This is a genomic window from Acidimicrobiia bacterium, assembly GCA_041393965.1.
Taxonomy (GTDB): Bacteria; Actinomycetota; Acidimicrobiia; order Spongiisociales; family UBA5794; genus UBA5794.
On the sequence record JAWKJB010000003.1, the window covers coordinates 205,114 to 231,562 of the forward strand.

Genomic DNA, 26,449 nt, shown 5'->3' on the forward strand with positions numbered 1-26,449 from the left:
TCAGGTCCTCGCCTCGGCGAGGGCGCGATCGACGAGGTGAGCAGGCATCTCCTGGTAGTGGTCGTGCTCGGCGTTGAAGCTTCCCCATCCGTGTGTCAACGACCGCAAGTCGATGGCGTACCGCACGATCTCGGATGTGGGAATCATCGCGGTGATCGTCTGTGTGCCATCGCTCGCCGCCGTCGATCCCTGCACCGATCCGCGTCGTGCGGCGATGTCGCCCATGACATCCCCTTGGTATTCGCTCGGGACGGTGATGGAAACCCTCGAGATGGGTTCGAGCAGCACCGGCATTCCCTTGTCGAATGCCTCCTTGAACCCGGCGCGTGCAGCGAGCTTGAACGACATCTCGCTCGAATCCACGGTGTGTGCCTTGCCGTCGTCGACCGTGACCTCGACATCGACGACCGGGTAGCCGTGGTTGCCCCCTTGTGCCATCGTCTCGACGACACCTTTCTCCACGGCGGGGATGTACGAGCGAGGGATCGCCCCCCCTTTGACCTGATCGACGAACACGAAACCCTCCCCCCGCGGAAGGGGTCGCAGGATCAGGTGACAGACACCGAACTGGCCGTGGCCACCGGACTGCTTCTTGTGCTTCCCTTCGGCATCGGCAGGTCTGGTGATGGTCTCTCGATACGGAACACGGACGGGCTCCTGGTCGACCTTGACACCGAACTTGCGATCGAGCTTCTCAAGGGCGATTGACAGGTGCATCTCGCCCATTCCGTACAGCAGCGTCTGTTTCGTCTCGTCGTTCCGTTCGAGCCTGAGCGATGAATCCTCTTCAAGGATCCGGTGGAGGGCTGACGCCATCTTGTCATCATCGGATTGAGTCTGCGGGACGAGGGCGGTTGCGAGCACCGGCGCCGGACGGTCGACCGGTGGCACGATCACGGGCTTGTGCTTCGGTGCAAGCGTGTCGCCGGTCTGGGTGTCCTGGAGCTTTGCTGCTGCGACGATGTCGCCTGCGGGCGCTGCGTCGACTAGCGTCGTCTCCTTGCCGAACATCGTTGCGATCTTCGCGAGGCGTTCATCCTGGCCCGATCGGCTGTTCGTGAGCTGGGTCTCGGGTTTGAGGGTTCCCGACAGCACCTTGAACACCGAGATCTGCCCCACATAGGGATCGGCGAAGGTCTTGAACACGAAGGCAAGCGGGTCGCCGTTGGGGTTCTTCGGCACCTCGACCTGTTCACCACCGGCGACGACGACGGCTGGGGGGCGGTCGAGTGGGGAAGGGCCGAGTTCGACGATGAAGTCGGCAAGCCGGTCCACCGCGATGGGGCCGACCGCTGATCCGCAGACCACAGGGAAGACCGTGGCGTCTGCGACACCCTTCGCCATGGTGTCTTCGAGTTCCTGAACCGATGGGACGGTTCCTTCGAGGTACTGCTCGAGCATGTCGTCGTCGGCCACGACGATCCCTTCAACGAGGTTGTCGTGCACCTCGCTGGCGCGGGCGACGAGCCCTTCGGGGATGTCTGCGGCTTGCGCCTGCCCCGAGTCGTACACATGTGCCTTGTTCCGAAACAGGTCGGCGACCCCGCGGAAGGAATCCTCGATGCCGATCGGCAACTCGATGGGAGCGATCCCCGCGCCGAATCGTTCGCGTAGCTGGGCAAGGGTCCGGTCGAACGACGCGCGTTCCTTGTCGAGCTTGTTGATGAAGATCATGCGAGGCGTCTTGAGCTGGTGGGCCACCTTCCACGCATAGGCGGTCTGCACCTCGATGCCGTCAACGGCGCTAACGACGAAGACGGCGAGGTCCGCGACCCGAAGTGCGGCGTGCACATCGCCTGCGAAGTCGGCGTAGCCGGGGGTATCGATCAGGTTGATCTTGTGGTCCCGCCAGACGAACGGAGCGAGGGCCAGGGTGAGCGAGATGCCCCGATCGTGCTCCTCGGGGTCGTAGTCAGTGACGGTATTGCGGTCCTCGACTCTGCCGAGGCGCGTGACCGCTCCGGCGCGGTACAGCAATGCTTCGGCGAGAGTGGTCTTCCCGGACCCCGTGTGGCCCACGAGTGCAACATTGCGAATCCGTTCGGGAGGGAAGACCTTCACCCACCATCTCCTTGATCGAGTCCGTACAGCCTACGCAGTCGCGGAACGCCACGACGAGTCGGACACGGTACCCTCCGATGGGCCCGGGTGGCGAAACTGGCAGACGCGGCGGACTTAAAATCCGCTACTCGAAAGGGTGTGTGGGTTCAAATCCCGCCCCGGGCACCATGCCCTCAGTTACCGGTGAGTGGCCGGAGAGGGTTGCAGCGCGCGGCTCGCTGTCACGACCGAAGACCGAGCAGCTCCGCCTTTCGCTCGGCGTAGGCGCCATCGTCGATGGCTCCCCTCGAACGCTGCTCGACGAGGTCCTCGAGGCCAGACACGATCGCCGACGCGCGTGGGGTTGAGCCCATCTCCGCCTTCCCCGGTGGGTCGGGGATGGGCCGGACGGCGAAGTAGGCGGCAATGCCGATGTAGGTGGTGATGACCATTGCTGCACCCCACAGGACCTTTGGTATGACCCCCAGATCGGGCCCGCGGGCAAGGTCCCAGAAAGCGGCGATCCACAGCGCGACGAGAGGAACCACAAGGGCGATCCACAGCACGGTGCTGCTGTTGTCGTCGAGAAGCGACACAGGTCAGCTCAGCAGTTTGGCCTTGAACGCTTCGTATTCCTCTTGGTTGATGGCGCCCGCGTCGCGCAGGGTGGCGAACTTCTCCACCTGATCGGCGTACGAGCTCGCGACCGTTGAAGCGGGAGGGACACTCCGCATTGCCTCTTCCATCGGACTCGGTGGTCTCGCAATGAAGTAGATCACCATGCCGATGAGCGGCAGCAGCACGATGGTGATGGCCCAGAGGGCCTTCGCCGCGCCGGAGAGATTGTCCCGTTTCGTGAGGTCGAGGAGCGTGAAGACCCACAGCATGATGAGTGGGATGTAGATCAAAAGGATGAAGAAGAGGTTCCAGAAGGTCAATGTCCGCTCCGTTGTCGTGGATGGTTCATCCATCGTACTCGGTTCGCGGCAATCGCCCCGCGAAGGACGACTCCTTCACTCAGGCGTCCGTCCTGCCGATAGGACTGCATGGTTCCCACCAGCCACCCATGCTGATCCCGGTCGTCGCCGGGATCGTTGTCGCGGCGGCCGCCTCCATGGTGGTCATTGCCGTGGTACGCCGCCCCGAGCCGGTTGCGGACCCGATCGGGCACTTCGATGCCCTCACCGGCCTCATCAACCGAACGCTCTTCCAGGATCGTGTCACAAGCGCCTTGTCCCGCGCTCGTCGGGACGGCGGTCTCCTGACGCTGATGTTTCTCGACATCGACGGGTTCAAGGATGTCAACGATCGGTTCGGTCACGCCGTTGGCGATGAGCTGCTGCGCCAGATCGCAGGACGCCTGATCTCGGTCCTGCGTGAAACCGATACCGTCGCTCGGCTCGGGGGCGACGAGTTCACCATCATCCTCGAGGGTGGTCGGCGTGTCGAGGATGCCGGCCGGGTCGCGACGAAGATCCTGCGGACCGCGGCAGCACCGTACAGGGTGGGGGAGCGCGAGCTCGTGATCACCGTGTCGATCGGGATCTCGATGTACCCGGTCGACGGTGACAGCTACGAGGAGCTCATGAAGGGGGCCGACACGGCGATGTACCAAGCCAAGACGGCTGGCAAGAACACCTATCAGTACTACACCCGGTCGTTGCGGGACCGGACATCGGATCGCCTTGCGCTTCTCGACGACCTCAGGGAAGCGATCGAGGCAGGCGATCAACTACGGCTTGCGTATCTGCCGAAGGTCGATGCCGTACGCGGTGCTGTGACCGGGCTCGAGGCACTGGTGCGATGGCAGCACCCGACGAGGGGGCTCCTGTTGCCCGGTACCTTCGTTCCCCTCGCCGAGGAGTCCGACCTCATCGCACCGATGAGCCAGTGGGTGCTCGATGAGGCGTGCCACGACATGAAACGGTGGGTCCAGAACGGTATTCGCCCGCTGCGGCTTTCGGTGAACATCTCGGACCGCATGTTTCGTGACACGAACCTGGTGGAGGCGATCGCGGTGTCGCTCGCGGTCGCGGACCTCGATCCCCGCTACCTCGAGGTCGAGGTGACCGAGCGAACCATCACGATGGAGGCAGAGCGTGCCGGTCGGGCTATCGAGCGTCTCACCGACATGGGCGTCAATGTGTCGATCGACGACTTCGGGACGGGCTCGTCGAGCCTCCGCCACCTCCAGAACCTCCCGATCAGGGCGCTGAAGATTGACAACTCGTTCGTCGACAAGATTCATGAGCGCAAGGCTTCCCAGGCCATCGCTGCGTCCATCGTTGCCATTGCATCATGCCTCGGGATCGATGTCGTTGCCGAGGGTGTGCAATCCGCAGACGAACTCGCGTGGCTCACCGAGGTCGGCTGTAACCAGGTGCAGGGGTTCCTTGTGGCCAAGCCGCTTGCTCCAGAGGAGGTTGTCGACTTCGTAGCCACCTACGACCGGACTCTGTCGTTCCCGACAAATCCCCTCCCGGACTCCACCGTGTGAACCGAGCCGGTGTGGGATATCGGCTCCGGATGCCGGATGACCCGCGCGTGGGACAATGGTCCCGATTGGGAGGAGCCATTGACCACGACAACCCGAGTCAGCGTCTCGATCGACGATCCCCCGGTCGGATATCCGAGCGACTGGGAGGAGGACGCCGTCCTCAAGGACGGATCCACGGTGAGGATCCGGCCCATTGTCCCTTCGGACCGGATCGCCCTTCAGGCGTTCGTCAAGGAGATGTCAACCGAGACGAGCTACTTCCGGTTCTTTCGCGTCAAGCGTGAACTGAGCGAGGAGGAACTCGCGGCGTTCACCACGCTCGACTACCACACCGCGATGGCGTTCATCGCGATCGCCGATGGTCGTCTCGTGGGAGTTGGAAGGTATTCCACCCTCAAGGACGCAGATGACGGCGCCGAAATCGCGTTCACTGTCGCCGACGACATGCAGGGGCGGGGCATCGGAACCCTTCTCGTGTTTCGCATCGCCGCGTACGCCCGAGCCCTTGGCATCACCGCCTTCAAGGCGTATGTCCTTTCGGACAACCACGCGATGATGCGCGTCTTCCGCAATGCCGGTTTTGTGCTCACCCGCGAGATCGACGAGGGCGTCTATACCGTGACGATTCCGACCGAGGAATCCGACTCGGTTCGAGAAGCCGAGGGCGAAGCCGAACGAAGGGCAACAGCCGCGAGCCTCATGCCGTTGTTCTACCCGGCAGCGATCGCGGTCATCGGTGCGTCGCGTAACAAGCTGTCCATCGGTGGTCGACTGTTCAACAACATCATCAATGCCGATTTCACCGGTCCCGTCTATCCCGTGAACCGGAACACCTCTGTCGTCCGATCGATCCCGAGCTTCAAGTCGATCCTCGACATCGACGCTCCGATCGATCTTGCGTTCATCGTGGTGCCCGCATCGCAGGTGATCGACACGGTCCGCGAGTGCGCGCAGAAGGGAGTCCGGAGCATCTGTGTGATCTCGGCCGGGTTCTCCGAGACGGGGGCCGCCGGAGCCGCTGCAGAACGGGAGCTGCTCGATGTCGTGCGTTCGGCGGGCATGCGCATGGTCGGTCCGAACTGCATGGGGCTTCTCAACACCGATCCCGCCGTGAGCCTCGACGGCCAGTTCGGGCCCGTGACCCCGCCGAGAGGCAATGTCGCCATGTCGTCCCAGAGCGGTGCCCTTGGACTGGCCATCTTGGACCACGCGAGCAATCTCAACATCGGGATCTCGACCTTCGTGTCGGTCGGGAACAAGGCAGATGTCTCCGGCAATGATCTCCTCCTCTTCTGGGAAGGCGACCCGAACACCGATGTGATCCTGTTGTATCTCGAGTCGTTCGGGAATCCCCGCCGATTCTCGAGGATTGCGCGGCGAATCGGGAGGACCAAGCCCATCGTCGCTGTCAAGTCCGGTCGAACCAGCGCTGGAGCCCGTGCAGCTTCGAGCCATACGGGATCGCTGGCAAGCCTCGATGTGGCGGTCGACGCCCTCTTCCGCCAGTCGGGAGTGATCCGTGTCACGACCATCGAGGAGCTCTTCGATGTGACAGCGCTCGTGGCCAACCAGCCGATCCCGAAGGGACGAAGGGTGGGGCTCGTGACGAACGCTGGCGGGCCAGCGATCCTCGCCGTGGACGCCCTCGAATCCCAGGGTCTCGAGATCCCCCAGCTGTCGGACGAGTTCCAGGCGAACTTGCGGTCGTTCCTGTCGCCGGACGCCGCCGTTGCGAATCCCGTCGACATGATCGCCTCGGCGGGGCCGGACGAGTACCGCAGGGCCATCTCGATGATGCTTGAAAGCCCGGAGCTCGACTCGGTCATCGCGCTGTACATCCCGGCATCCATCGAGGGAGTCATCGAGACCGCCGTTGCGATCCGTCAGGCTGCCGAGTCCGGCCCGCCGGACACGCCGTTCCTCGCGGTGTACATGAACTCGTCAGGAGCGCCGTCGGAACTCGCGAGCGAACTCGCGAGTTTCCCCGCCTTTCCGTTTCCGGAACGGGCGGCCAAGGCGCTGCGCAAGGCCGTCGACTACGCCGAATGGCTTGGCAAGCCGACCGGGCACCCGGTCGAATTCGACGACCTCGATCCCGATACGGTTGCGACGGTGATCACCCGAGCCCTCACCGGAGCCGACGAGGCCACCTGGCTGGATGCCGACGCTGTCGAAGCGGTACTGAGCGCCTACGGCATGCGTCTTCCTGCGTCGGCCGTGGTCCGCACAGCCGATGAGGCGGTTGCGTTCGCCGAAGGTGTCGGTGGATCCGTCGTCCTCAAGGTGATTGCCCCATCAGCCATCCACAAGTCCGATGTCGGCGGGGTCGCGCTCGACCTCACGGGCGAAGACGACATCCGGGCAGCATTCGTCCAAGTCACCGGTGCGGTCCCCGACGCCGAAGGTGTGCTCGTCCAGGAGTTCGTCGCTGGCGGCCACGAGATCCTGATCGGCATGTTCGAGGATCCGAACTTCGGTCCGTTGATCGGCTTCGGGCTCGGCGGCGTCTTCGTCGAGCTCATCAAGGATGTCGCATTCAAGATCCATCCGCTGACCGATCTCGACGCCCGCGACCTCATCTCGGAGGTCAGATCCGGCAAGCTGCTCGATGGCTATCGTGGCGGAGAGGCCGGTGATGTCGACGCGGTTGTCGAGACGCTTCTACGCGTGTCAGCGCTCGTCGAGCAGCACCGTGAGATCGTGGAGATGGATCTCAACCCCGTGAAGGTGGCAAGGCCCGGTGAAGGTGTCACGATCGTCGATGCCCGCATCAAGGTTCGCCCCATCGAAGGACGATGGATACCATCTCGGTCGGATCAACCGATGAGGCTGTGAGGAGGACGGACCGTGGAAGTGCGAGACCTGATGTCCACCGATGTCGTGGCGGTGGGCCCGACAACCTCGATTCGCGACGCCGCCCGCCTGATGTTTCGGTACCGAATCTCCGGTCTCCCCGTCGTCGACATCGAGAACCGGCTCCTCGGGATCATCACCGAAGGCGACTTCCTCCAGATGGAGATCGAACGCATCGAGACCGGGGCCAATCCCCAACAGGTTGCTGCCGTGATGTCCACGACGGTCAAGACGATCCCCCCGAGCATGGATGTGATGGGTGCAGCCCGGTTCATGCAGGATCAGGAGGTCAAGCGTCTCGTCGTGGCTGAGGACGGCATCATGGTCGGCATCATCTCCCGCTTCGACATCGTTGCCGCCTTCACGCGGCCCGATGACCTCATCGAGGACGAGATCAGGGAAGATCTCGTCCGCCGTGTCCTGTTCGTCGACCCGGCGACGATCGATGTTGCGGTGACGAACGGCATTGTGACCTTCACGGGATCGATCGGCACCCGAACCGAGGCACGGCTCGTCGAAGAGCTCGCCCGCCGTCTCGACGGCGTCGTTGATGTGCAAAACGAACTCACCTGGAGACTCGACGACACCGACGAGACAGATGCCGATCTCTTCAGGGGCTGACCACGAAGGGCCGATCGCAACATCGGGCTCCGACCCCGCAGACGCGACCATGCTCCTCGCCCACGCCGCTGGCTTCTGCAAGGAGCTGTGGCATCCCGTGGTCGCGGCACTCAGGCGTGAACAGCCGGATGTTGAAGCGTTGCTCATCGACACGCGGGGCCACGGCCAGAGTACGCCGCATCCGGGGCCGTTCGATCCGGCTTCGATCGCAAGCGACATCATCGAGATCGTCGACCGCATCGACCGTCCCGTTGTCGGCGTGGGGCACTCGAGCGGAGGGGCAGCGCTCCCGCGCGTCGAGGCGCACCGACCAGGAACCTTCTCGAAGCTGGTCCTGATCGAACCCATCATCATCGAACCTCCGTACGCGCGGCGTGAGACCCCGCTGTCGATCAGTGCCGCAAAGCGGCGGGTGCATTTCGCGTCGGCCGAGCGTGCACGAAGACGGTTCGAGAAGCCATTCGCCTCGTGGAAACCGGAGGTCCTCGACCTCTATGTCGAGCATGCGTTCGAACACACCGACGACGGCCTCGTGCTGCGTTGCCTTCCCGAGGTCGAAGCTGAGGTGTACCGGGAAGGACTCAACAACGATGTCTGGGAGTTGATTCCGCACATCCGAGTCCCCGTCACGGTCGTCGCAGGGGAGACCTCGGACACGCTCACAAGCTCGCACCTCGACCGCATCGTCGAACGGTTCGACGACGCAACACTCGTGGTTGCCGAGGGGCACGGCCATCTCGTCCCCATGGAAGCACCAGACCTGATCGCGGAGATCATCGCGCGGGCGTGATCGACAGCCTGGTCGGTACCATCGGCAGATGCCTCCCGACGCACCTTCACCGCTCGTCACGCAGGATCACATCGCGGGGCTGCGTTCCCAACTCCGAGGGCGAGGAGAGCTGCGAATCGGCGAGATCATCGTCGATCTCGACCCGTTCGATTTCGCGCGAACCGGCGCTCCCCTTGTCGATCGAGCCGTCGCGTTCTCAGGGCCGAGTGGAACCCGCGTCGCGGGACTCGGAACGGCATGGCGAGCGAGTTCGGAAGGACCGAGCCGGTTCGTCGACCTCAACGAGCGTCTTCAGGAACTCGACGGTCTCGGTGTTCGAGCATTTCTCGGCTTCTCGTTCCTGCCGTGGGCAGGCAATGGCTCGATCTGGGGAGGGTATGAGCCTGCCGAGGCGTTCGTTCCAAGGATCATGATCGAAGGTGTCGACGGCGGGTCTCGGATACGCGTTGCCGCACCGACAGCAGATGCGGTCGAACCGACCCTCGAGCTCCTCGCGTCGATGCGTAAGCCGGTGTGGCGGCCATTCGAGGATCCCGGCAACCACGCCACGGAAGCCAACCCGTCCGTGTCGGATTGGGCCAAAGCCGTCGAGCTCGCCGTCGAAGCGATCGATCGGGGCGATCTCGACAAGGTCGTCCTCGCCAGGTCGGTTCTCGTGCGTTCGGCTGAACCTCCCCCCATTCTTCGCATGTTCAGGGAACTCGTTCGGACCTACCCGGGGTGCTACAACTTCGCATGGAAATCCCACGACGCCGTCTTTATGGGCGCGAGCCCGGAGCTGCTCGCTTCGGTTCACGGACGGGACCTGCGGGCCAACCCCCTTGCCGGCAGCGCGCCGCGGGGAGAAGGATCCGTTCAGGATGATCAGCTTGCGGCGGCGTTGCTGTCGTCGATCAAGGACCGAAAAGAGCACGCCTTCGTCGTCGATGCCATGGCTGGGCGCCTCGCTCCTCTCGCCGAGTCGATCACCGCTTCGGACGAGCCCCATCTCAAACAGATGTCCAGCGTGCAGCATCTGTCGTCCACGATCGACGCCACGCTGCATTCCGGCCATGGCCTGCTCGATGTGCTCGACGCGGTCCACCCGACCCCTGCGGTGGGTGGGGTCCCCACCGCCGAGGCGCTCGCGCTCATCAACGAGCTTGAGGCCATCGATCGCGGCTGGTACACCGGTGGTGTGGGGTGGGTCGACGCGCACGGGGACGGTGTGGTCGCCCTCGGTCTTCGATGTGGACTGATTCGGGACACCACAACGCACCTGTTCGCGGGAGCGGGCATCGTCGAAGGCTCGGTCGCCGACGCCGAAGTACGCGAGACCCGTCTCAAGCTCGAACCCCTGCTCAAGCTGCTCACCGCTTCCTGAGTTCCCCTGCTGACGATCAGGGCGTCTGCTCGGCGAGGGCCACTGAAACAGCTTGTTGGATGGTGTCGTGGACAGCGGCGTTCAACGACCGGTCCGTTTGAATCTCGACGAGGCCCGGTTGGCGCCCATCGTTGAGGCGGTCGCGGAGCTGGTCGACACGCTCGACCCGAGCCGCGGTGACGCCGAGGGAGGTAGCGATCGGGATGAGGGTGAACCCGTGTGGTGTCCCCCAATGGCGCTCATACAGGTCATCGGGAAGCACTGCGCTCGTTCGTTGCGGAAGGAATGAGAAGATGCCGCCTCCGTCATTGTTGATGACCACAACCGTGAGAGGTGCTTGAAGCCGGGCGAGTTCGGAGAGCCCCGAAAGGTCGTGGAGCGCAGCGATGTCGCCGATCACCGCAACGGTCGGCGTGCCGGTGAGGGCGCAGCCGATGGCGGTGCTGATCGAGCCGTCGATGCCGTTGACACCGCGGTTTGCGAGCACCGTCACATCGGGTCGTGCAACCCCGAAACGGTCGAGGTCCCTGATCGGCATCGATGAGGCCCCGAAGACGATCGATCCGGACGGCGCCGCTTCCATGACGGTCCGTGCCACGAGAGGCTCCGTGAGCCCGGATCCTTCGAGAGCCGACACGAGCGCGATCGACGCCGCACGATCCGCGGCCACCCATTCCGCGAGGTATGCGTGATCGGCGGTGCACCGCGGATCCGATGCGACGAAGTCGAGCGGGTCGATATCGATATGGTCGAGCTGTGTCTCACCGAGCCGGACCAGCGGATCCTCGAGCCTCGATCGCCCAACGAGGATCTGCGGGACGCCCGAGTGCGTCAGCCATGTCGCGACCGGCTTCGAGATCGGGAGTGGTCCGAATCGGAGAACGACATCGGGCGGCAAGCGGTCAAGCATCCCAGCCCCGGCGAGGGCATCTCCTGCCCTGAGGGCGCCGTCAGAGGCGGGCCGGCACTGCGGATCGGCGAAGATCGAGGCGCCGAGCGCCGACGCGTAGCGACCGAGCGCCGCGGGGAACCGTCGGGGTTGCCCCCCGCCCGCGATGATGAGCACTCGACGCCCTTCCACAAGGTTGCGCATGTCGGGGACGACGACGGAGGCTTGCTCCGGGCGTCGGATCGGGTTGGCCGGGAGCGCAGCGGTGAGCGCCGAGGGGGTGAGCGGCTCATCGAGGGGGACATTCAGATGGACGGGGCCGGGAATCCCGTCCGTGGCGGTCGCCACGGCCGCGATCGCGGTGTCCGTGAGCGCCGGGGCGGAGATGTCGATATCAACGAACGCTTTGACATGCGTCGTGTAGAGGTGTTCCTGGTCGAGGGTCTGGGGTGCGGAGGTTCCCCGAAGTCGCAGCGGACGATCCGCGGTGACGACGATCATCGGAACGCCCGCCTGGTCAGCCTCGACGATGGACGGGTAGTAGTGGGTGGCAGCCGATCCTGATGTACTCACGACGATGGCGGGGGATTCGGTCGCTTTGGCCCACCCGAGTGCCATGAACCCAGCCGATCGCTCATCCCGGATGGAGATGTCGTTGATTCGCTCCTCGGCGGCGAGTGCGAGCACAAGCGGTGTGTGGCGCGAGCCAGGCGACACGAAAGCGATCGTCACTCCGGCATCGGCGAGTCCGGAAACGAGATCACGGCAGCCAATCGAGGTCGGATTCGTTTCCGCGGTCACTCGACGAGCCTACCGCCGTTCAGAACGCGATCCCGAGAGCGAGCAGCAGCGCCGTCATCATCTGGAGCTGACCGGTTCCCTTGAGAACCGAGATCAGCTCAGGACCGTCGGTTGTCGTGTGGATCGTCCGGACAAGCGGGATGGCAAGTGGCGCAACCACGACTGCCATGAGGCTCATCGTCGGGAGCCATCCGACGAAGGCAGCAACCACAATGACGAAGTACGCACCGAATAGGGTCACGGTGAACAGCCGCCGTGCGCGGGTACGACCGAGGACGACCGCCAGCGTTCGTTTTCCCGAATCGCGGTCGGTGTCGAGATCGCGGATGTTGTTCGCCTGGAGGATTGCCGCGGCAAAGAGACCCATCGTCACACCTGCGGCCCACGCCTCGGACGAAACGGTCAGGTCGTACACATATCTGGTCCCTGCCGTAGCGACGAGACCGAAGAAGACAAAGACGAACAGCTCCCCCAATCCGTAGTAGCCATAGGGGATCGGCCCGTTCGTGTAGCCGAGGGCCGCGATGATCGACACCACGCCGATCGCAGCGATCACCCAGTCGGCGTACGCGATGAGGTAGACCCCTCCAATGGCTGCCACGCCGAACACGACGGTGATTCCGAGCTTCATCTCGGCTGGCCGAATCAACCCCGCTGAGACGGTCCTGAGGGGCCCGATACGCGCCTCGGTATCTGCACCCCGGTGCGCATCGGCGAGGTCGTTGGCGTAGTTGACCCCGACCTGGATGGCAAGGGCACACACGATGATGACGCAGAACGGGACGATCGCCGCGACCGAATCACGCCAGGCGCTTGCGGTGCCCACGACGACCGGCGCGATCCCGGCGACGAGGGTCGGGGGCCGTGCGGCAAGAACCCACCGGTTCGCCATCACCGGAACATCAGTGGCCTGTCGCACGAACAACGAAGACCCCCGTTCGGGCGACACACCACTAGAAGTGCCATGGGAAGTGCGAGTAGTCCTGCGGGCGCTTCTCCAAGAAGGCGTCCCTTCCCTCACGCGCCTCGTCGGTTCCGTATGCCAAACGGGTCGCTTCCCCTGCGAACAGCTGCTGTCCCACCAAGCCGTCGTCGAGGAGGTTGAACGCGTACTTGAGCATCCTCTGCGCCGTCGGGCTCTTGGCCGTGATCTCGGCCGCCCACCGCAGCGCAACGGTCTCGAGATCCGCGTGGGGGATGGAGGCGTTCGCCATGCCCATCGCGACGGCCTCGTCTGCGCTGTAGGTTCGACCGAGGAAGAAGATCTCTCGTGCCCGCTTCTGGCCGACTTGTTTGGCGAGCAGCGCTGATCCGTAGCCTCCGTCGAAACTTGCGACATCCGCATCGGTCTGCTTGAACTTCGCGTGTTCGGTCGATGCGAGGGTCAGGTCGCACACGACATGGAGGCTGTGGCCGCCGCCCACCGCCCATCCCGGTACGACGGCGATCACGACCTTCGGCATGAAGCGGATCAGTCGCTGGACTTCGAGGATGTGGAGTCGCCCGAGCCGCGTCGCGTCGACACCGTCGGCTCCCTCGTAGCGATAGCCGTCCTTGCCACGGATGCGCTGGTCCCCACCGGAGCAGAACGCCCACCCGCCATCGATCGGCGAGGGTCCGTTCCCGGTCAGGAGCACACAACCGACATCGGACATCATGCGGGCATCGTCGAGTGCTCGATACAGCTCATCCACCGTCGCGGGTCTGAAGGCGTTCCGGACTTCGGGTCGATCGAACGCGATGCGGACTGCGGAGCCCTCGACCGCCCGGTGGTAGGTGATGTCGGTGAAATCGAAGCCGGGAACCGTTTCCCATGCTTCGGGATCGAAGATGTCCGAAACCACGCTGCCTCCGGTCGTGCGGTCCGCGGTACTGTAGCGACCATGCAACCCGACTCTCCGGTCGACTGGATGAACCGTTGGGCGGACATCGATCCGGATCGTGTCGCGCTGGTCACACCCGGAATCGAGCTCACCTACGGGAAACTTCGATCACTTGTGCGCGAGAGGGTCGGTCGTTTCGCCGAGGGCTCTGGGCTTGCCCCCATTGGGGTAACGATCGATCACACGACGGTTGTCGACCTGTTGGCCGCGACCGAAGGCGGAGCGGTGGTCCTTCCCTTCATCGGGGACGAGCCAACGGTGACGGCCCCGCCCGATGAAGACGATTGCTATGTGATCCCGACCTCGGGATCGGTCAGCCGGGCGAGGCTGGTGCGAATCACCGCGAGCAACATCGCAGCCTCCGTGGTGGCGTCCCGGCAACATCTCGGAACCGGTGCATCCGATCGCTGGTTGCTGTGCCTGCCGCTCAACCATGTTGCAGGTCTCGCCATCTTATGGCGATCGCTCGAAGCCGGCGGTTCCGTTGCGATGGCTCCGTTCGATCGGGATCTCCCATCATTCATCGCCGCAACGGCCCCCACGATCGGCTCGTTCGTGCCGACCATGGTGAGGCGCCTCCTCAGATCGAATCCGGAGTGTCTCGGGTCGCTGCGCTTCTCGCTCGTCGGTGGGGCCGCCGTCGATAGTGCCCTTGTTGCGGCCGGGCGCCGAGCGGGAGCCGAGCTCCTCCCAACCTACGGGATGACCGAGACCACATCGCAGGTGGCGACGGTGCCACCGGGTTCCGAGACGGGTGGTGCGCTACCGCTGCCAGGGATCGCTGTTCGGATCGTCGACAACCGGGGGGATGGGGTGCCGGTCGGCGTGCACGGGACTGTCACCGTCGAGGGCCCGATCGTGAGCCCCGGCTACCTCGGGGACCCGGAACGATTGATGCCCCTTGTTACGAACGATATTGGCTACTTCGATGGATCAGGGGCGCTTCACATCGTCGGGCGCGTGGACGACATCGTGATCAGTGGCGGGGAGAACATCTCGCTGCGGCATGTCGCCGAGAGGATCATCGCCATCGACGGCGTGGATGATGCGGTGGCCGTCGGGCTTCCCGACCCCGAATGGGGCTCGGTGGTCGCGGTGGTTGTTGAGACCACATTGCCGATCGACGAGCTGACGGCGTTCGCCCGCGCGGTGCTTGCGCCGCACGAGCAACCCAAACGGGTGGTCATCGTGTCCGAGCTGCCCCTCCTTCCCAACGGGAAGCACGATCGAGCCGCGGTCACCACCATCGCCGCGGCAGGGTAGGGTCACGGCATGGATCTCGGACTCACCGGGAAGCGTGCACTGGTGGCGGCGGCTTCGAGGGGCCTCGGAGCCGCCATCGCCCGCCGACTCGCCGACGAGGGGTGCATCGTCGAGATCAGCTCACGACAAGCGGACAACGCCGTCACCACGGCGGAGGCCATCACCGCAGACACCCGGGGGGTCGTCACCGGCTGTGGGGTCGATGTGCGGGACGGGTCGGCGATCGAAGCCTGGATCGATGACGCCTCGGATCGGTTCGGTGGCATCGACATCGTGATCCCCAATGCTGGCGGGCCACCCCAGCAGGCGTTCTCGTCGACGACGCCCGATGACTGGGATGCCGCCTACGAGCTCACTCTTCGCTCAGCGATGATGTTCGCTCGCGCTGCGAGACCCCACTTGCGGGCGGGCGGCACGATGCTGTATCTGACTTCATCTTCGGTCAAAGAGCCGATCCCGCAGCTTGCGCTCTCGGGGATCTTCCGGGCCGGTGTTGCAGCCCTTGCCAAGACCCTTGCCACCGAATGGGCGTCGGACGACATCAGGGTCAATCACCTCATCCCCGGCAGGATCGCGACCGAACGACTCGACGAACTCGATCGCGCTGCGGCCGACCGGCTCGGGATCTCATTCGACGACGCGCGTGAGCGCAGCGAGTCGGCACTTCCGATGGGGCGCTACGGGCAGCCCGGCGAGTTTGCGGCGGCAGCGGCATTTCTCGTGTCTCCTGCGGCCTCGTACATCACCGGGGCAACCCTCCAGGTCGACGGGGGTCTCCTGCGCACGATGCTGTAGCCCAAGCGGAAGACAACGAAGCGTTACAGCCCGATCTTGCGCATGAACGCGTTGGCGTTCGGTTCGCGGCCGAGGAATGCTCGCAGGTGTTCAATGGCGTCTCGTGACGAACCCGCAGCGAGGATTTCTCGTCGGAAGCGAGCCCCCACCTCCGTTGACAGGACGCCTTGCTGTTCGAACACGGAGAACATGTCGTCTCCGTAGACCATCGACCACAGGTACCCGTAGTAGCCGGCGTCGTAGCCGCCGAGGAGGTGGCCGAATCCCGCGGCGAAGAAGGTGTCCTCGTGGAACGGCAACAGGGTCAGCTCGTGGGCTTGACGATCGATGACCGACATGTCGGGGCTCGGTCCCGATGTGTGAAAGGCGAGATCGAGGGTGCCGTAGTAGATCTGGCGGAGGGTCTTGAGGGCGATGTTGTGATCGCGCAGCTTCACCAATCCTTCGATCAATGCGTCGGGTATCTCGGTCCCGGTCCGGTGATGGCGTGCGTAGCGTTTGAGAATCTCGGCGTTCCACATCCAGTTCTCCATGATCTGGGATGGTGCTTCGACGAAGTCCCACTCGGTGTCGAAACCCGCGAACCGTTGCATGTCCACCTCGGTGAGGCACTCATGGAGGGCATGGCCGAATTCATGGAACAGGGTCACGGCCTCATCGTGGCGGAGCAACGATGGTGCATCCGCGGTGGGCTTCGTGAAGTTCGCGAGGATCGCCGCGCTCGGCATGCGGTAGGTCCCGTCGCTGAGACGGCATCCCTTCTGGAGCGACCAGCACGCCGCATGCGAGTACTTGCCCTCGCGGGGATGCAGATCGAGATGAAACACGGCCACCGACCGACTGGTCGCGCCGTCGATGATGCGGTAGGTGCGGACCTCGTCGTGCCAGGTTCGGACATCGTCGACCTGTTCGTATATCAAGCCGAATACCCGGCCGGTGATGTCGAACATGGCGTCGATGACCAACTCGAGCGGGAAGTACTGCGCCACCTCGTTGTGGTCGACACCGAAATCGTTCCGGGCCTGCTGCGTGTCGTAGTAGACCCAGTCCCATGTGGACAGCTCGGCGCCGGGCTCGTCGGCATCGAGCAGCCGCGCGAGGGCAGCGAGTTCCTCGCGGGCCTTCTCCGTGAGACCCGGCGTGATGCTTGCATACAGCGCGTTGACCGCGTCCGTATCGGCCATCTTGATCTCCATCTGGTGGTCGGCCCATGTCGGGAACCCGAGAAGCTCGGCCATATGGGACCTGATCGCTATGGCTTCGGCGAGGATGGGTCGATTCGGCTCGACCGCCTGATTCAAGTATTTGTGCTGAAGCACACGCCGGTTGGAGCGGTTCGCCGCCTGTTGCATGAACGGCTGATAGTCGGGGTAGTCGAGGGTGACGCGCACCGAGCCAGGTGTCTCGCCTTCCGACAACGACTCCACGAACACGGCTGGCAGTCCTTCGAGATCATCCCGTGCGACATCGAGATGATCGGTGTGTTCGGCGATGTTGCGATTGAACGACACCTCGAGTTCGATGAGTCGCGATCGGAGCCGCTGGAGTTCCTCGCGCTGATCTGCGTCGAGGCTGTGGCCGGCACGGCGGAGGTCGCGTAACCACCACGACAGCGATCGCGATTCGTTCCCGGTGACGCTTCGGGGATCCACGGCGTGTACGGCGGCATTGATGTCCGACCTGAAGATGAGATCCGAAGCCCATTTCTCGAGGCGTTCCCTCGCGTCGTTCCCCGCATCGCGCACCCCCTTGTCGGGATGGCAGTTGGCGAGGAATGGCCCGTAGCCGCTTGCGTCTTGCACGATGCCCATCGCGGCGTCGAGTGGTGCCACGCGGTCTGCAAAGACATCAGACGGTGCCGAACAGGCCCCTTCGACGAGCAGCTCTGCGGCGGCGATGGCACGGTCGACGGCATCGGCGATGCTTGTCGGCGTCGCGGTCGATAGGTCGTGACCCATGAACCGATGTGCCGTCAGGACCCTGGCCCAGCCAGCACGCGGACGGGGAGATGCCGGGCTGTCACATCTGGCCCGGTGTCGAGTTCAACGGGGGTCACGCCGGGCGTCATCAGCACGACATCGAGCGGGAGGCCGAGCCAGCCGCCGATGAGGGGAAGGTCAGATGCCCACGAGGTCGAGAGGTACCCGTAGCCTTCGGTTGCGTCTCGCAGGTCGGTCGTCGACAGCAGATCGCGCATGCCGCTCGTCCAGCGTGTGGCGCCGATGTTGCCGATCACGATGACCGGGTTCGACGCCGAGTCGATGATCGTGCGAATCGTGTCGAGGCGTGCGGCGAGGCGATCTGCCTTTGCGGCATTCGACGCCGTCGGCCCGAGTGCGGTCACGATGTCGTAGGTAGTCCCATTGCCGTCCGCCGTCACCCGGGTGACCGTGTCGCTCCCGACGCCGGTCGGAGTCACCGCGACCTCCCATCGTTCCCTTGCAAGCACGACCTGGCCCGCGGTGTTGTCCATGTCGGGTGCAAGCAGCACAAGCCAGGCCCCGTCGGTCGCGGTGATCTCGTCGACGAGCTCGGTGGTCGCACCCGAAATGAGGAGCACATCTGCGTCAGAGGCAGCCGCCCAGTCGGTGGCCTCTTCCTGGTCGGAGAAGCCGCCGGTCGCATCGAGGTGGATCACCACGAGGCTGCTCTCGCCGATCGAGTCGGGCTGTGACCCGAGCCAAAGCGGTGCGAGCACGAAGGCGTTGGCCGCCATGGCGACGAGCATGGCGACGACAAGCCATCCCTTGGCCGTGAGCGCGTAGATCACCGAGGCGATGAGGAGCACCCACAGCAGGTACCACCGGAGGTTGGCGACATAGTCGAACGGCCACCACACCGAACCGAAGAAGCCGACAACCGTCGCAATGGTGGCGAGTCCTCCAACGATCATCGTCGCGACGATGACGAAGAGGCGGAAGCCTGCAACCGTCCCGGTGTCTGTCCAAGCAATCACGAGCCGAAAGCGTACATGAACCCGTCGCGCGAACCGACGAATATCTGCCCATTCCAGATCGCGGGGGTTGCTTCGATGCATCCCCCCGTTGCGATGGTGGTCTCCCATTTCTCGACGGGGGCGCGAGGGTTCTCAAGGTCATAGGCCCGAAGGTTGCGCTGTTCAGACAGGCAGTTCGTGATGATGAGCAAAGTGTCGTCGACGACCAGTGGGGACGACCAGGCGTTCGCTCCTACATAGTCATCCCAGACGACTTCGCCCGTTTCGGTGTCGACGGCAAGGAGATCACCACTGTCGGCCGCGACGAAGATCAACCCGTCCTCGTGCAGGGCGGGTGTCGCCCACGCTCCGGTGTCCTGGCCCCTCGCCGCGGGGAGGTCGACCTTCCACACGATCGGATCCAGGTTCGAGAGCCCGTCACCGGGAATCGAGGTATCCAGCTTGACGAGCTGCCCAACTTCTCGCACGCGTCGAGCGGCGGTGTTGTTCCTCTTCTCGTGGTCTGCATGCGCCACGACATAGATGAACCCTTCGCGGTCGATCACAATCGTCGAATCGACATCGTCCCCCATCCAGAAGTCGAAGAAGACATCGGCATTGCCGTTTTCGATGTCAGAAAGGTCCACGCCCACAACGCGACCTGCGCTTGTGGCGTAATAGGCCTTCTGGCCAAACACCGCGGTGGAGTTCTCGACGGATTGTTGGCGGCCGAGGAGGTCGTACAGTTCGTCGGTCCAAGCCGGCATCTGGAAGACGACCTCGGGGGCGACGGTCACCGTGCCGTCGTCGGCGTAGCCGCGGTTGAGCTTGATCGCGAACCACCAGGAGTTCTCGCCCCCCTGGTACAGCATGTCGTCGACAATGACCGGATTTGAGTCCCAGTCGTCGTTCCACATCCCCTCGACGGATCGAGCATGGAGGGACCACACTTCCCTCACCTCGTCGCCGTCGAGGGCAAGGATGCGGAATCGGGGATCGCGCGATCCCGTGTACAGGAGCGGATAGCCGTCGGGGTCCAGTGTGGGGGTTCCTTTGATGATGTCCCCCATGTCGTAATCGGGGCGGAGCCGCGTCCCTGTTGCGGCATCCACGAAGTGAATCTTCTTGTCGTATGCACCGAAGATGACTTCTGTGGTTCCATCCTCGAGTTCGTGGACGAGTGGCTGTCCGGTCCAGCCGGTGCCCGACCACCACTTCTCCTCCTTCCCGACCGGCGACAGCCCGGACATGGGTTCGTCCGGGAACCGCCACTGCTGCTTCGGCGGCGTATCGGGAATCGGGCCCGTACCGTAGAAGGTCCGGGTCGGGTTCCCCCTGAACATCGTCAGGCCGACCACCGAGCCCCACGGTTCGAACACCGTGTCGGGGGTCACCACGCCCGGCGGACGAGGCGGCAGGGTCGTCGTGGTCGTTGGTGCAGGTTCGGTGGGGGTGGTGGTTCCCGAGGGATCCGAAGGGGAGGTCGTGTCCGCCGGTGGGAGGGTGGTGACCGTGATCGACGGCTCGGCCGCCACGATGTTGTCTACACCGGCCACGCATCCTGACGCGAGCACCGCGAACGACACAACAAGAAGAGAGAGGATGCGCATCGCGCGCGAGTGTAGAGACGGACCCCCAGTAGTCCGATGACCTCGCAGCGTACGGGCCGTAGGCTGCCGGGCATGCAAGGAATCGTGGACGGAATCGTCCCGTTCGTGAAACGGTGGGTTCGGGATTGGACGGTGCTTTCGCGCCGTGGAGACCCGTTGCTCATGGGCGCCGCCATTGCGTTCAACTCCTTGTTCGCTCTGGTGCCGCTCGCGATCGCGTTCGTGGCGATCGTGACCCTGTTCGAACGATCCAAGGTCTTCTTCGAGGACCTCGTCGAGTTCCTCGAAAGCACCCTTCCGCCCGATGTTGCCGTGTTCTTGGGCAACATCCTCGCCCAATCCCTCGAGATCGTCAGCGGCAAGCGGTCCGTGATCCTCGCGGTGTCGATTCTCGTTGCGTTGTGGTCGGGTTCGCGCGCCGTGTATGCGATCCAGAAGTCGCTTCGACTCGTCCAGGGAACCGTCGACGAGCGCGGGTATGTGAGGATCCGGGCGACCGGAATCGTCGTGACGGTTGCTGGCGGGGTCGCGGTGATGGCCGCATACCTCGTCATGCTCATCGGTGGGGGGGTGTGGCGCACCGTTTCGGACTGGCTCGGCTTGCCGGGCATCGGTATCACCCAGGCACTCGCGATCGCCCTTGCGCTCGCGTGGGTGTATCTCCTGCTGTGGGTGATCTACCGCTACGGGCCGCCGGAACCGGTGTCGTTCGCGTGGTTGACTGCGGCGATCGTCACAGCAGTCCTCGGCTTGGGAACAATGATCGCCGTGAACCTGCTTCCCAATGTCTCCTCACAGGCAGTTGCCGTGTTCGGATCGGTCGGCCTCGCCCTGCTGTGGCTCTACTACATCGGTGTCGTGGTCGTCGCTGCCCCCATCGGGATCCTCAGTTTTCTCTCCGCGTGGGAGGACTCAAGCCAGCGGTAGCCTCGCGTGGTGGCTTCGGAACCCTCACGACTCGCTGAACTCACCGACGGATTCCGGTTGCTTCGGTCGACCCTGTACCGGTACCGGTTCGTCGCGTCGGTTTCGATCTCGGGAGCCGTCCTGTGGATGGCAGCCGTCGTCGCGATCCCGTACTTCGTCGGCGAGATCGTCGATGTGGCGACAACCGAGAGCGACCCGTCACGGATCTGGCCGCTGATCGCTGCGCTCATCGTTGCCGGCGCCATCCAGGCGATCGGCATCTCGGTCAGGCGATACTTCGGCTTCAAGCTCTCATACCGCGCCGAGGCGGATCTTCGTAACCGCATCTTCAGCCATGTGCAGCGCCTCGCATTCAGCTTCCACGATGTGACATCGACCGGCGAGCTGATGGCGCGGGCCAGCTCGGATCTGAGCCAGCTTCGCTTGATCCTCGCCATGTTGCCGATCACCCTCGCGAACCTCGCGATGTTCCTCGTCGTGGGCGTCGTCCTGCTCATCATCGATCCGGTTCTTGGTGGTGTGGCGGCGCTGATCATCCCGGCCCTCCTGTACACATCGGCGCGTTTCGCGATCCGTGTCGTTGGCTACTCGTTCGACATCCAGGCAGGGTTGTCGAGCCTCTCGCATGTGGTGGAGGAGTCCGTGACCGGCATCGAGGTCGTGAAGAGCTACGGCCAGGAAGCCCAGCAGCGTCATCGGCTCAACGCCACCGCGATGACGATCTATCGGGCTGCCATGGCTCTTGCAAAAGAGCGCGCGATCCATCGTCCGCTGTTCGAGATCATCCCAGCACTCGGAACCGTTGCGGTTCTCGCGGTTGGAGGGATCAGGGTGATCGACGGCGCCATCACGCTCGGTGAGTTCGTGGCGTTCACCCAGTACCTCGCGGTGATGGTCCTGCCGCTGATGATCACCGGGTGGTTCTTCGCCAACCTGCCGAGATCTGCGGCTGCCGCAACCCGCATCGATGCCCTCCTCGCCGAGGATCCCGAGATCGAAGAGCCGGTACGGCCCGTGCGTCTTCCGGTCGGCCCCGGAGAGGTCGTCTTCGACGATGTCCAGTTCGCCTATCCCGACGGTACCCAGGTGCTCACCGGGATGAATCTGGTGATCCCTGGGGGATCCTCCGTCGGTGTCGTCGGGACCACCGGGAGCGGCAAAACGACCCTCGGGCACCTGATCCCGCGCTTCTACGATGTTGGATCCGGCACGATCACCATCGACGGGGTCGATGTCCGACGGCTCGATCTCGATGAGTTGCGCAACGAGGTGGCGGTGGTCTTCCAGGAGACCTTCCTGTTCTCGGCATCGATCGCCGACAACATCCGCGTCGGTGATCCGATGGCGACCGACAAGCAGATCAGGGCCGCAGCCCGGCTCGCGCGGGCACACGAGTTCATCTGCGAACTCCCGGACGGGTATGACACGGTTGTCGGGGAGCGTGGCGCCACCCTCTCGGGAGGGCAGCGGCAGCGTGTGAGCCTTGCTCGGGGCGTCGTGCGTGACCCGCGGGTGCTGATCCTCGACGATGCCACATCGTCCGTTGACGCCGTCGTCGAGTCCGAGATCCAAGCGGCCCTCCGTCAGGTCATGGCTGGCCGCACGACGGTGATCATCGCCCACCGGACCTCCACGCTTGCGCTCGTCGACAATGTCGCGTTCATCGACGACGGAAAGATCCTCGCATTCGGTCCCCACGAGGAGCTGCTTCGCGATGTCCCGAGGTATGGCGAGGTGCTCGCCGCGACCGCCGGCGGTGCCTTCGCATGAAGTACATGGCCGAGGCAGGGAACCGCGGCATTGAGCGCCCCGGTGCGTTGATCGTGCGTGCGGCCCGTATCGCCCCCGATCTGCTGTGGCCTTTTGCCGGAGCGCTCGGCATCGCGATCGTCGCAACGGTTGTGCGTCTGCTGGGTCCCCTGTTCGTCCGCGGCGGCATCGATGCGGGCATCGAGGCTGGCGACAAGGCCGCCGTTCTATTCGCCGCGGGCCTGTGGGTGGGCACCCTTGTGCTCCAGTATTTCGCAAACGGGATCGCCCAATGGGCGATTTCGTATGTCGGTGAACGGTATCTCGTTCGACTCCGAAATGTGGTGTTTGGGCGGCTCCTGAGCCTCGACATGGGGTTCTTCTCACGAACCAAGAGTGGCGTTCTCGTTTCCCGCATGACATCGGACATCGAGTCCCTCCAGGAATTCGCATCCGACGCATCGGTGATGGCGCTCACCAACTTCCTCACGGTCGTCGGTGTGGCGATCGCGCTGGTTCTCGTCGACTGGCAGATGGCGGCTGCCGTGTTCGGAGTCGTGATCGTCCTGCTCATCGCCTCGGTCGTCTTCCAGCGTCAGGCTCGGCGTGCGTATGACCTCATCCGCGAGCGAATCGGCCTTGTGCTGTCAACCCTCCAAGAGGGCATCACCGGCGTGCGAGTCGTGCAGGCGTTCACCCAGGAGGGTCTCCAGGCATCGGAGTTCGGCCGGGTCAACGAGCGACACTTCGACGCGAACATGGCAGCGGCCCGCGCCATCGCGTGGTACTTCCCGCTTGTTGCCTTCTTACGCGTCGTCGCCATGGGTGCTGCTCTGTCCATCGGTGCGGTGCGGGTGATCGACGGGTCGATGTCGGTGGGTACCCTCGTCGCCTTCACGCTGTATCTCGACTGGTTCTTCCAGCCGATCATCAACCTGTCGAATGTCTACAACCTCCTCCAGTCGGCCCTTGCCGCGCTCGCGAAGCTGTTCACGCTTGTCGACGAGACCGTCGTGATCTCCGACCGCGAAGGCGCCTACGACCTTCCGGAGCCGATCCAAGGTGCGATCGAGGTCGATGAGGTCGACTTCGAGTACCTCGACGGAGTGCCGACGCTGCGGGGTGTCTCGATGTCGATTGCGCCGGGGGAGCGCATTGCCATCGTCGGTGAGACCGGATCCGGGAAGTCGACGATCGCGAAACTGATGATGCGGTTCTACGACCCGAGTGCCGGTCACATCGCCGTTGACGGTCACGACCTGGCACATGTCACAAGGGACTCACGAGTCGGGGCGATGGCGCTGATACCTCAAGATGGGTTCCTCTTTGCGGGGACGCTCAGGGAGAACCTCGTATACGCAACCCCTGAGGCGACCGACGAGGAGGTGTGGAGGGTTCTCACGACCATGGGCATCGACGACTGGGTCACCTCGCTTCCGGACGGACTCGACACGGAGGTCCGAGAGCGAGGCGCGCGTTTCTCCGCGGGGGAGCGCCAACTCGTCGCGCTCGCGAGGGCGTTCCTCGCCGATCCGGAGATCATCGTATTGGATGAGGCAACATCGAACCTCGATCCCGAGACGGAGGTCAAGGTCGACTCGGCCCTCCATGCACTCCTTGAGGGTCGAACCTCGGTCGTGATCGCCCACCGGCTCCGATCGGCAGAGCGTGCAGATCGCGTCGTGCTGGTCGCCGACGGGGAGGTCATCGCGAAGGGCACACACGACGAGCTCGCGCGGTCGTCGGTCGAGTACAAGGAGCTGGTGGATGTCTGGAAGGTCGGGCTCGCGTAGGATGCAGTCCGTGCCGACCGACCGTTCACGCGTCCGCCGCCTCCCGGAGCGGGGTGCCTATGACCTCGACACGATCGAGGCGATCATCGATGCGGCTGCGATCTGTCATGTCGGGTTCGAGACCGACGACGGAGCGATCGTGATCCCAACGATCCACGCAAGGGTCGGAAAAACGCTGTACCTGCACGGATCACCGGCGTCGCGGATGCTCAGGGCGATACCGGGTCAGCAGGTGTGTGTGACGATCACGATCGTCGACGGCATCGTGGTTGCCCGATCGGCGTTCCACCACTCGATGAACTACCGGTCCGTGATGATCTTCGGGGTGCCGAGAGTGGTGGACGACCCGACCGAGCGGATCATCGCCCTCGAAGCCGTGACCGAACATGTCCTGCCTGGCCGGTGGGCAGAAGCAAGGCGTCCCAACGACGCCGAGAACCGAGCGACGAAGCTGCTTGCAATCGACATCGGTGAGGCATCCGCCAAGATCCGGACGGGCCCCCCCGGTGACGACGCCGAGGACATGGACCTCGACATCTGGGCAGGGGTCATTCCGTTGACCGTGGTGCCAGGTACACCGGTTGCTGCCCCCGATCTCAAACGCGGCGTGGCGATCCCCCCGTCCGTTGAGCGTTACGGCTCAGCGCGCACCTGAACTGGTCGCCGTGTTGATGTCATCTCGCCATGCGAGCCACTCCGACAAGGGCGCAAGGTCGTAGACCGGCCCGGTCAACCCTACGGTGAATTCGGTTGCGCCCGCGGCGTGGAGGGCGTCGGCGGTCCTGATCTTGGTCGGGCCAACCCCGATCGATCGGCGGATCTCGGATGGATCCCTTCCAATGGCCTCGCAGTGGCCGTCGAGCACGCCGGTCTTGTGGCTGAAGATCGCAACATCACCGAAGCTGTGCCAGATGTCTGCGTGCTCGGCAACGATGCGGAGCGTGACCTTCTCGCCACCGCCTCCGATGAGGATGGGCATCGGCCCGACGGCTGGCGGATCGAGCGCGGCCAGGCGCTTCTTGATGAGCGGCATTGCCCCGGCAAGGTCACGGAGCCGGGTCCTTGCGGTGCCGAATTCGTACCCGTACTCGTCGTAGTCCTTCTCGAACCATCCAGCGCCGATCCCGAGGATCAGCCGACCACCCGACATGACATCGACCGTCCGGGCCATGTCGGCGAGCAGCTGGGGATTCCGGTAGGAGTTGCAGGTCACGAGCGCGCCGATGCTGATCCGCTCGGTCGCCTCTGCCCACGCTCCGAGCATCGTCCAGCACTCGAAGTGCTTTCCGACATTCGGGTCAGGGATACCCCCGTGGAGCGGGAAGAAGTGGTCCCAGTTGTAGATCACATCCACACCCATGGCTTCGATTGCCGCAACGGCGCGGCGGATCTCGGCGTACTCGGCGTGCTGCGGTTGGAGCTGAACGGCGACGCGAACACGGTGCATTGGACTCCTCAGTTGATGCCTGTAAGAAACCTACCCCCACGCGTACCCAGGGTTCGCGTTCGACGAAAAGGTGTTCTCCTGCCCACAGAAGCTCCCCATTCACCCAAACCCCCATTCCGTGGGCCATAAGTGACCCTTTCGTTGAACGGGAACCCTGGGTACGCGTGAACGGTGGATTTCGTGAATTGGATCA

The 26,449-nt window shown here is 64.1% G+C and carries 21 protein-coding genes and 1 tRNA gene; 12 read left to right on the forward strand and 10 right to left on the reverse strand.

Annotated features, from left to right (window positions below; genetic code table 11):
- Positions 1-2,061: an elongation factor G gene (fusA, locus tag R2823_09705; GenBank protein MEZ5176463.1), complete on the reverse strand. Its 2,061-nt coding sequence runs from the start codon at positions 2,059-2,061 to the stop codon at positions 1-3.
- An 81-nt stretch (positions 2,062-2,142) separates the two neighbouring features.
- Between fusA and R2823_09710 the strand changes: the two genes are divergently transcribed.
- A tRNA-Leu gene (locus R2823_09710) sits at positions 2,143-2,229 on the forward strand.
- Positions 2,230-2,282: 53 nt separating this feature from the next.
- On the opposite strand, the gene R2823_09715 is transcribed toward R2823_09710, so the two are convergent.
- Both R2823_09715 and R2823_09720 read right to left on the reverse strand, forming a co-directional pair.
- Entirely contained in the window at positions 2,283-2,636 is a 354-nt protein-coding gene (locus tag R2823_09715; protein MEZ5176464.1) for a hypothetical protein, read from the reverse strand.
- 3 nt (positions 2,637-2,639) lie between these two features.
- Positions 2,640-3,011 carry an SHOCT domain-containing protein gene (locus R2823_09720; protein ID MEZ5176465.1) on the reverse strand — a complete coding sequence of 124 codons (372 nt, stop codon included), beginning with the start codon at positions 3,009-3,011 and terminating at the stop codon, positions 2,640-2,642.
- 95 nt (positions 3,012-3,106) lie between these two features.
- Here R2823_09720 and R2823_09725 point away from each other — a divergent pair, with 95 nt between their 5' ends.
- From R2823_09725 to R2823_09745, 5 genes are read left to right on the forward strand one after another with little or no spacing between them, the layout of a single operon-like run.
- Entirely contained in the window at positions 3,107-4,537 is a 1,431-nt protein-coding gene (locus tag R2823_09725; protein MEZ5176466.1) for an EAL domain-containing protein, read from the forward strand.
- Positions 4,538-4,573: 36 nt separating this feature from the next.
- The gene (locus tag R2823_09730) at positions 4,574-7,372 is read left to right on the forward strand and encodes a bifunctional GNAT family N-acetyltransferase/acetate--CoA ligase family protein (protein ID MEZ5176467.1); all 2,799 of its coding nucleotides are present in this window, start codon (positions 4,574-4,576) and stop codon (positions 7,370-7,372) included.
- A gap of 12 nt (positions 7,373-7,384) precedes the next feature.
- On the forward strand, positions 7,385-8,011 hold the full coding sequence (locus R2823_09735; protein MEZ5176468.1) for a CBS domain-containing protein: 627 nt from the start codon (positions 7,385-7,387) through the stop codon (positions 8,009-8,011).
- Positions 7,989-8,801 carry an alpha/beta hydrolase gene (locus R2823_09740; GenBank protein ID MEZ5176469.1) on the forward strand — a complete coding sequence of 271 codons (813 nt, stop codon included), beginning with the start codon at positions 7,989-7,991 and terminating at the stop codon, positions 8,799-8,801. Before R2823_09735 ends, R2823_09740 begins: the two co-directional genes overlap by 23 nt.
- A 28-nt stretch (positions 8,802-8,829) precedes the next feature.
- Entirely contained in the window at positions 8,830-10,164 is a 1,335-nt protein-coding gene (locus tag R2823_09745; protein ID MEZ5176470.1) for an isochorismate synthase, read from the forward strand.
- 16 nt (positions 10,165-10,180) lie between these two features.
- Here the strand turns inward: R2823_09745 and menD are convergent, their stop codons facing one another.
- The 3 genes from menD to R2823_09760 form a co-directional block, all read right to left on the reverse strand.
- Positions 10,181-11,854 carry a 2-succinyl-5-enolpyruvyl-6-hydroxy-3-cyclohexene-1-carboxylic-acid synthase gene (gene menD, locus R2823_09750; GenBank protein MEZ5176471.1) on the reverse strand — a complete coding sequence of 558 codons (1,674 nt, stop codon included), beginning with the start codon at positions 11,852-11,854 and terminating at the stop codon, positions 10,181-10,183.
- A 19-nt stretch (positions 11,855-11,873) separates the two neighbouring features.
- Complete coding sequence (locus R2823_09755; GenBank protein ID MEZ5176472.1) at positions 11,874-12,746, reverse strand: 1,4-dihydroxy-2-naphthoate polyprenyltransferase; 873 nt, start codon at positions 12,744-12,746, stop codon at positions 11,874-11,876.
- A 61-nt stretch (positions 12,747-12,807) separates the two neighbouring features.
- Complete coding sequence (locus tag R2823_09760; protein ID MEZ5176473.1) at positions 12,808-13,698, reverse strand: 1,4-dihydroxy-2-naphthoyl-CoA synthase; 891 nt, start codon at positions 13,696-13,698, stop codon at positions 12,808-12,810.
- Positions 13,699-13,737: 39 nt separating this feature from the next.
- Between R2823_09760 and R2823_09765 the strand changes: the two genes are divergently transcribed.
- Together R2823_09765 and R2823_09770 are read left to right on the forward strand one after the other, a co-directional pair.
- On the forward strand, positions 13,738-15,000 hold the full coding sequence (locus R2823_09765) for an AMP-binding protein (GenBank protein MEZ5176474.1): 1,263 nt from the start codon (positions 13,738-13,740) through the stop codon (positions 14,998-15,000).
- Between the two features lie 9 nt (positions 15,001-15,009).
- Positions 15,010-15,795: an SDR family oxidoreductase gene (locus tag R2823_09770; GenBank protein ID MEZ5176475.1), complete on the forward strand. Its 786-nt coding sequence runs from the start codon at positions 15,010-15,012 to the stop codon at positions 15,793-15,795.
- Between the two features lie 23 nt (positions 15,796-15,818).
- On the opposite strand, the gene R2823_09775 is transcribed toward R2823_09770, so the two are convergent.
- The 3 genes from R2823_09775 to R2823_09785 are packed head-to-tail and all read right to left on the reverse strand — an operon-like array spanning position 15,819 to position 20,340.
- On the reverse strand, positions 15,819-17,753 hold the full coding sequence (locus R2823_09775) for a M3 family metallopeptidase (GenBank protein ID MEZ5176476.1): 1,935 nt from the start codon (positions 17,751-17,753) through the stop codon (positions 15,819-15,821).
- 14 nt (positions 17,754-17,767) lie between these two features.
- Positions 17,768-18,751, reverse strand: coding sequence for a hypothetical protein (locus R2823_09780; GenBank protein ID MEZ5176477.1), 984 nt, complete (start codon positions 18,749-18,751; stop codon positions 17,768-17,770).
- Positions 18,748-20,340: a PQQ-binding-like beta-propeller repeat protein gene (locus R2823_09785; GenBank protein MEZ5176478.1), complete on the reverse strand. Its 1,593-nt coding sequence runs from the start codon at positions 20,338-20,340 to the stop codon at positions 18,748-18,750. Before R2823_09785 ends, R2823_09780 begins: the two co-directional genes overlap by 4 nt.
- Positions 20,341-20,412: 72 nt before the next feature.
- On the opposite strand from R2823_09785, the gene R2823_09790 reads away from it, so the two are divergent.
- Genes R2823_09790 through R2823_09805 form a run of 4 tightly spaced genes read left to right on the forward strand, consistent with a single transcriptional unit; the run spans position 20,413 to position 25,464 of the window.
- Positions 20,413-21,267, forward strand: a complete 855-nt coding sequence (locus R2823_09790) for a YihY/virulence factor BrkB family protein (protein ID MEZ5176479.1) — start codon at positions 20,413-20,415, stop codon at positions 21,265-21,267.
- A 9-nt stretch (positions 21,268-21,276) separates the two neighbouring features.
- A complete protein-coding gene (locus R2823_09795) occupies positions 21,277-23,037 on the forward strand; it encodes an ABC transporter ATP-binding protein (GenBank protein MEZ5176480.1) in 1,761 nt (586 codons plus the stop codon).
- A complete protein-coding gene (locus R2823_09800; GenBank protein MEZ5176481.1) occupies positions 23,034-24,809 on the forward strand; it encodes an ABC transporter ATP-binding protein in 1,776 nt (591 codons plus the stop codon). Before R2823_09795 ends, R2823_09800 begins: the two co-directional genes overlap by 4 nt.
- A 10-nt stretch (positions 24,810-24,819) precedes the next feature.
- Complete coding sequence (locus tag R2823_09805; GenBank protein ID MEZ5176482.1) at positions 24,820-25,464, forward strand: pyridoxamine 5'-phosphate oxidase family protein; 645 nt, start codon at positions 24,820-24,822, stop codon at positions 25,462-25,464.
- On the opposite strand, the gene R2823_09810 is transcribed toward R2823_09805, so the two are convergent.
- A complete protein-coding gene (locus R2823_09810; GenBank protein ID MEZ5176483.1) occupies positions 25,450-26,256 on the reverse strand; it encodes an LLM class F420-dependent oxidoreductase in 807 nt (268 codons plus the stop codon). The genes R2823_09805 and R2823_09810 overlap by 15 nt on opposite strands.
- Between the last annotated feature and the right edge of the window lie 193 nt (positions 26,257-26,449).

Coding starts and splice junctions, on each gene's coding strand:
- R2823_09800 (MEZ5176481.1), top strand. CDS start 23,034: ATGAAGTACATGGCCGAGGCAGGGAACCGCGGCATTGAGCGCCCCGGT.
- R2823_09730 (MEZ5176467.1), top strand. CDS start 4,574: ATGACCCGCGCGTGGGACAATGGTCCCGATTGGGAGGAGCCATTGACC.
- R2823_09725 (MEZ5176466.1), top strand. CDS start 3,107: ATGCTGATCCCGGTCGTCGCCGGGATCGTTGTCGCGGCGGCCGCCTCC.
- R2823_09770 (MEZ5176475.1), top strand. CDS start 15,010: ATGGATCTCGGACTCACCGGGAAGCGTGCACTGGTGGCGGCGGCTTCG.
- R2823_09775 (MEZ5176476.1), bottom strand. CDS start 17,753: ATGGGTCACGACCTATCGACCGCGACGCCGACAAGCATCGCCGATGCC.
- R2823_09745 (MEZ5176470.1), top strand. CDS start 8,830: ATGCCTCCCGACGCACCTTCACCGCTCGTCACGCAGGATCACATCGCG.
- R2823_09765 (MEZ5176474.1), top strand. CDS start 13,738: ATGCAACCCGACTCTCCGGTCGACTGGATGAACCGTTGGGCGGACATC.
- R2823_09720 (MEZ5176465.1), bottom strand. CDS start 3,011: ATGGATGAACCATCCACGACAACGGAGCGGACATTGACCTTCTGGAAC.
- R2823_09755 (MEZ5176472.1), bottom strand. CDS start 12,746: ATGGCGAACCGGTGGGTTCTTGCCGCACGGCCCCCGACCCTCGTCGCC.
- R2823_09785 (MEZ5176478.1), bottom strand. CDS start 20,340: ATGCGCATCCTCTCTCTTCTTGTTGTGTCGTTCGCGGTGCTCGCGTCA.
- R2823_09790 (MEZ5176479.1), top strand. CDS start 20,413: ATGCAAGGAATCGTGGACGGAATCGTCCCGTTCGTGAAACGGTGGGTT.
- R2823_09810 (MEZ5176483.1), bottom strand. CDS start 26,256: ATGCACCGTGTTCGCGTCGCCGTTCAGCTCCAACCGCAGCACGCCGAG.
- R2823_09740 (MEZ5176469.1), top strand. CDS start 7,989: ATGCCGATCTCTTCAGGGGCTGACCACGAAGGGCCGATCGCAACATCG.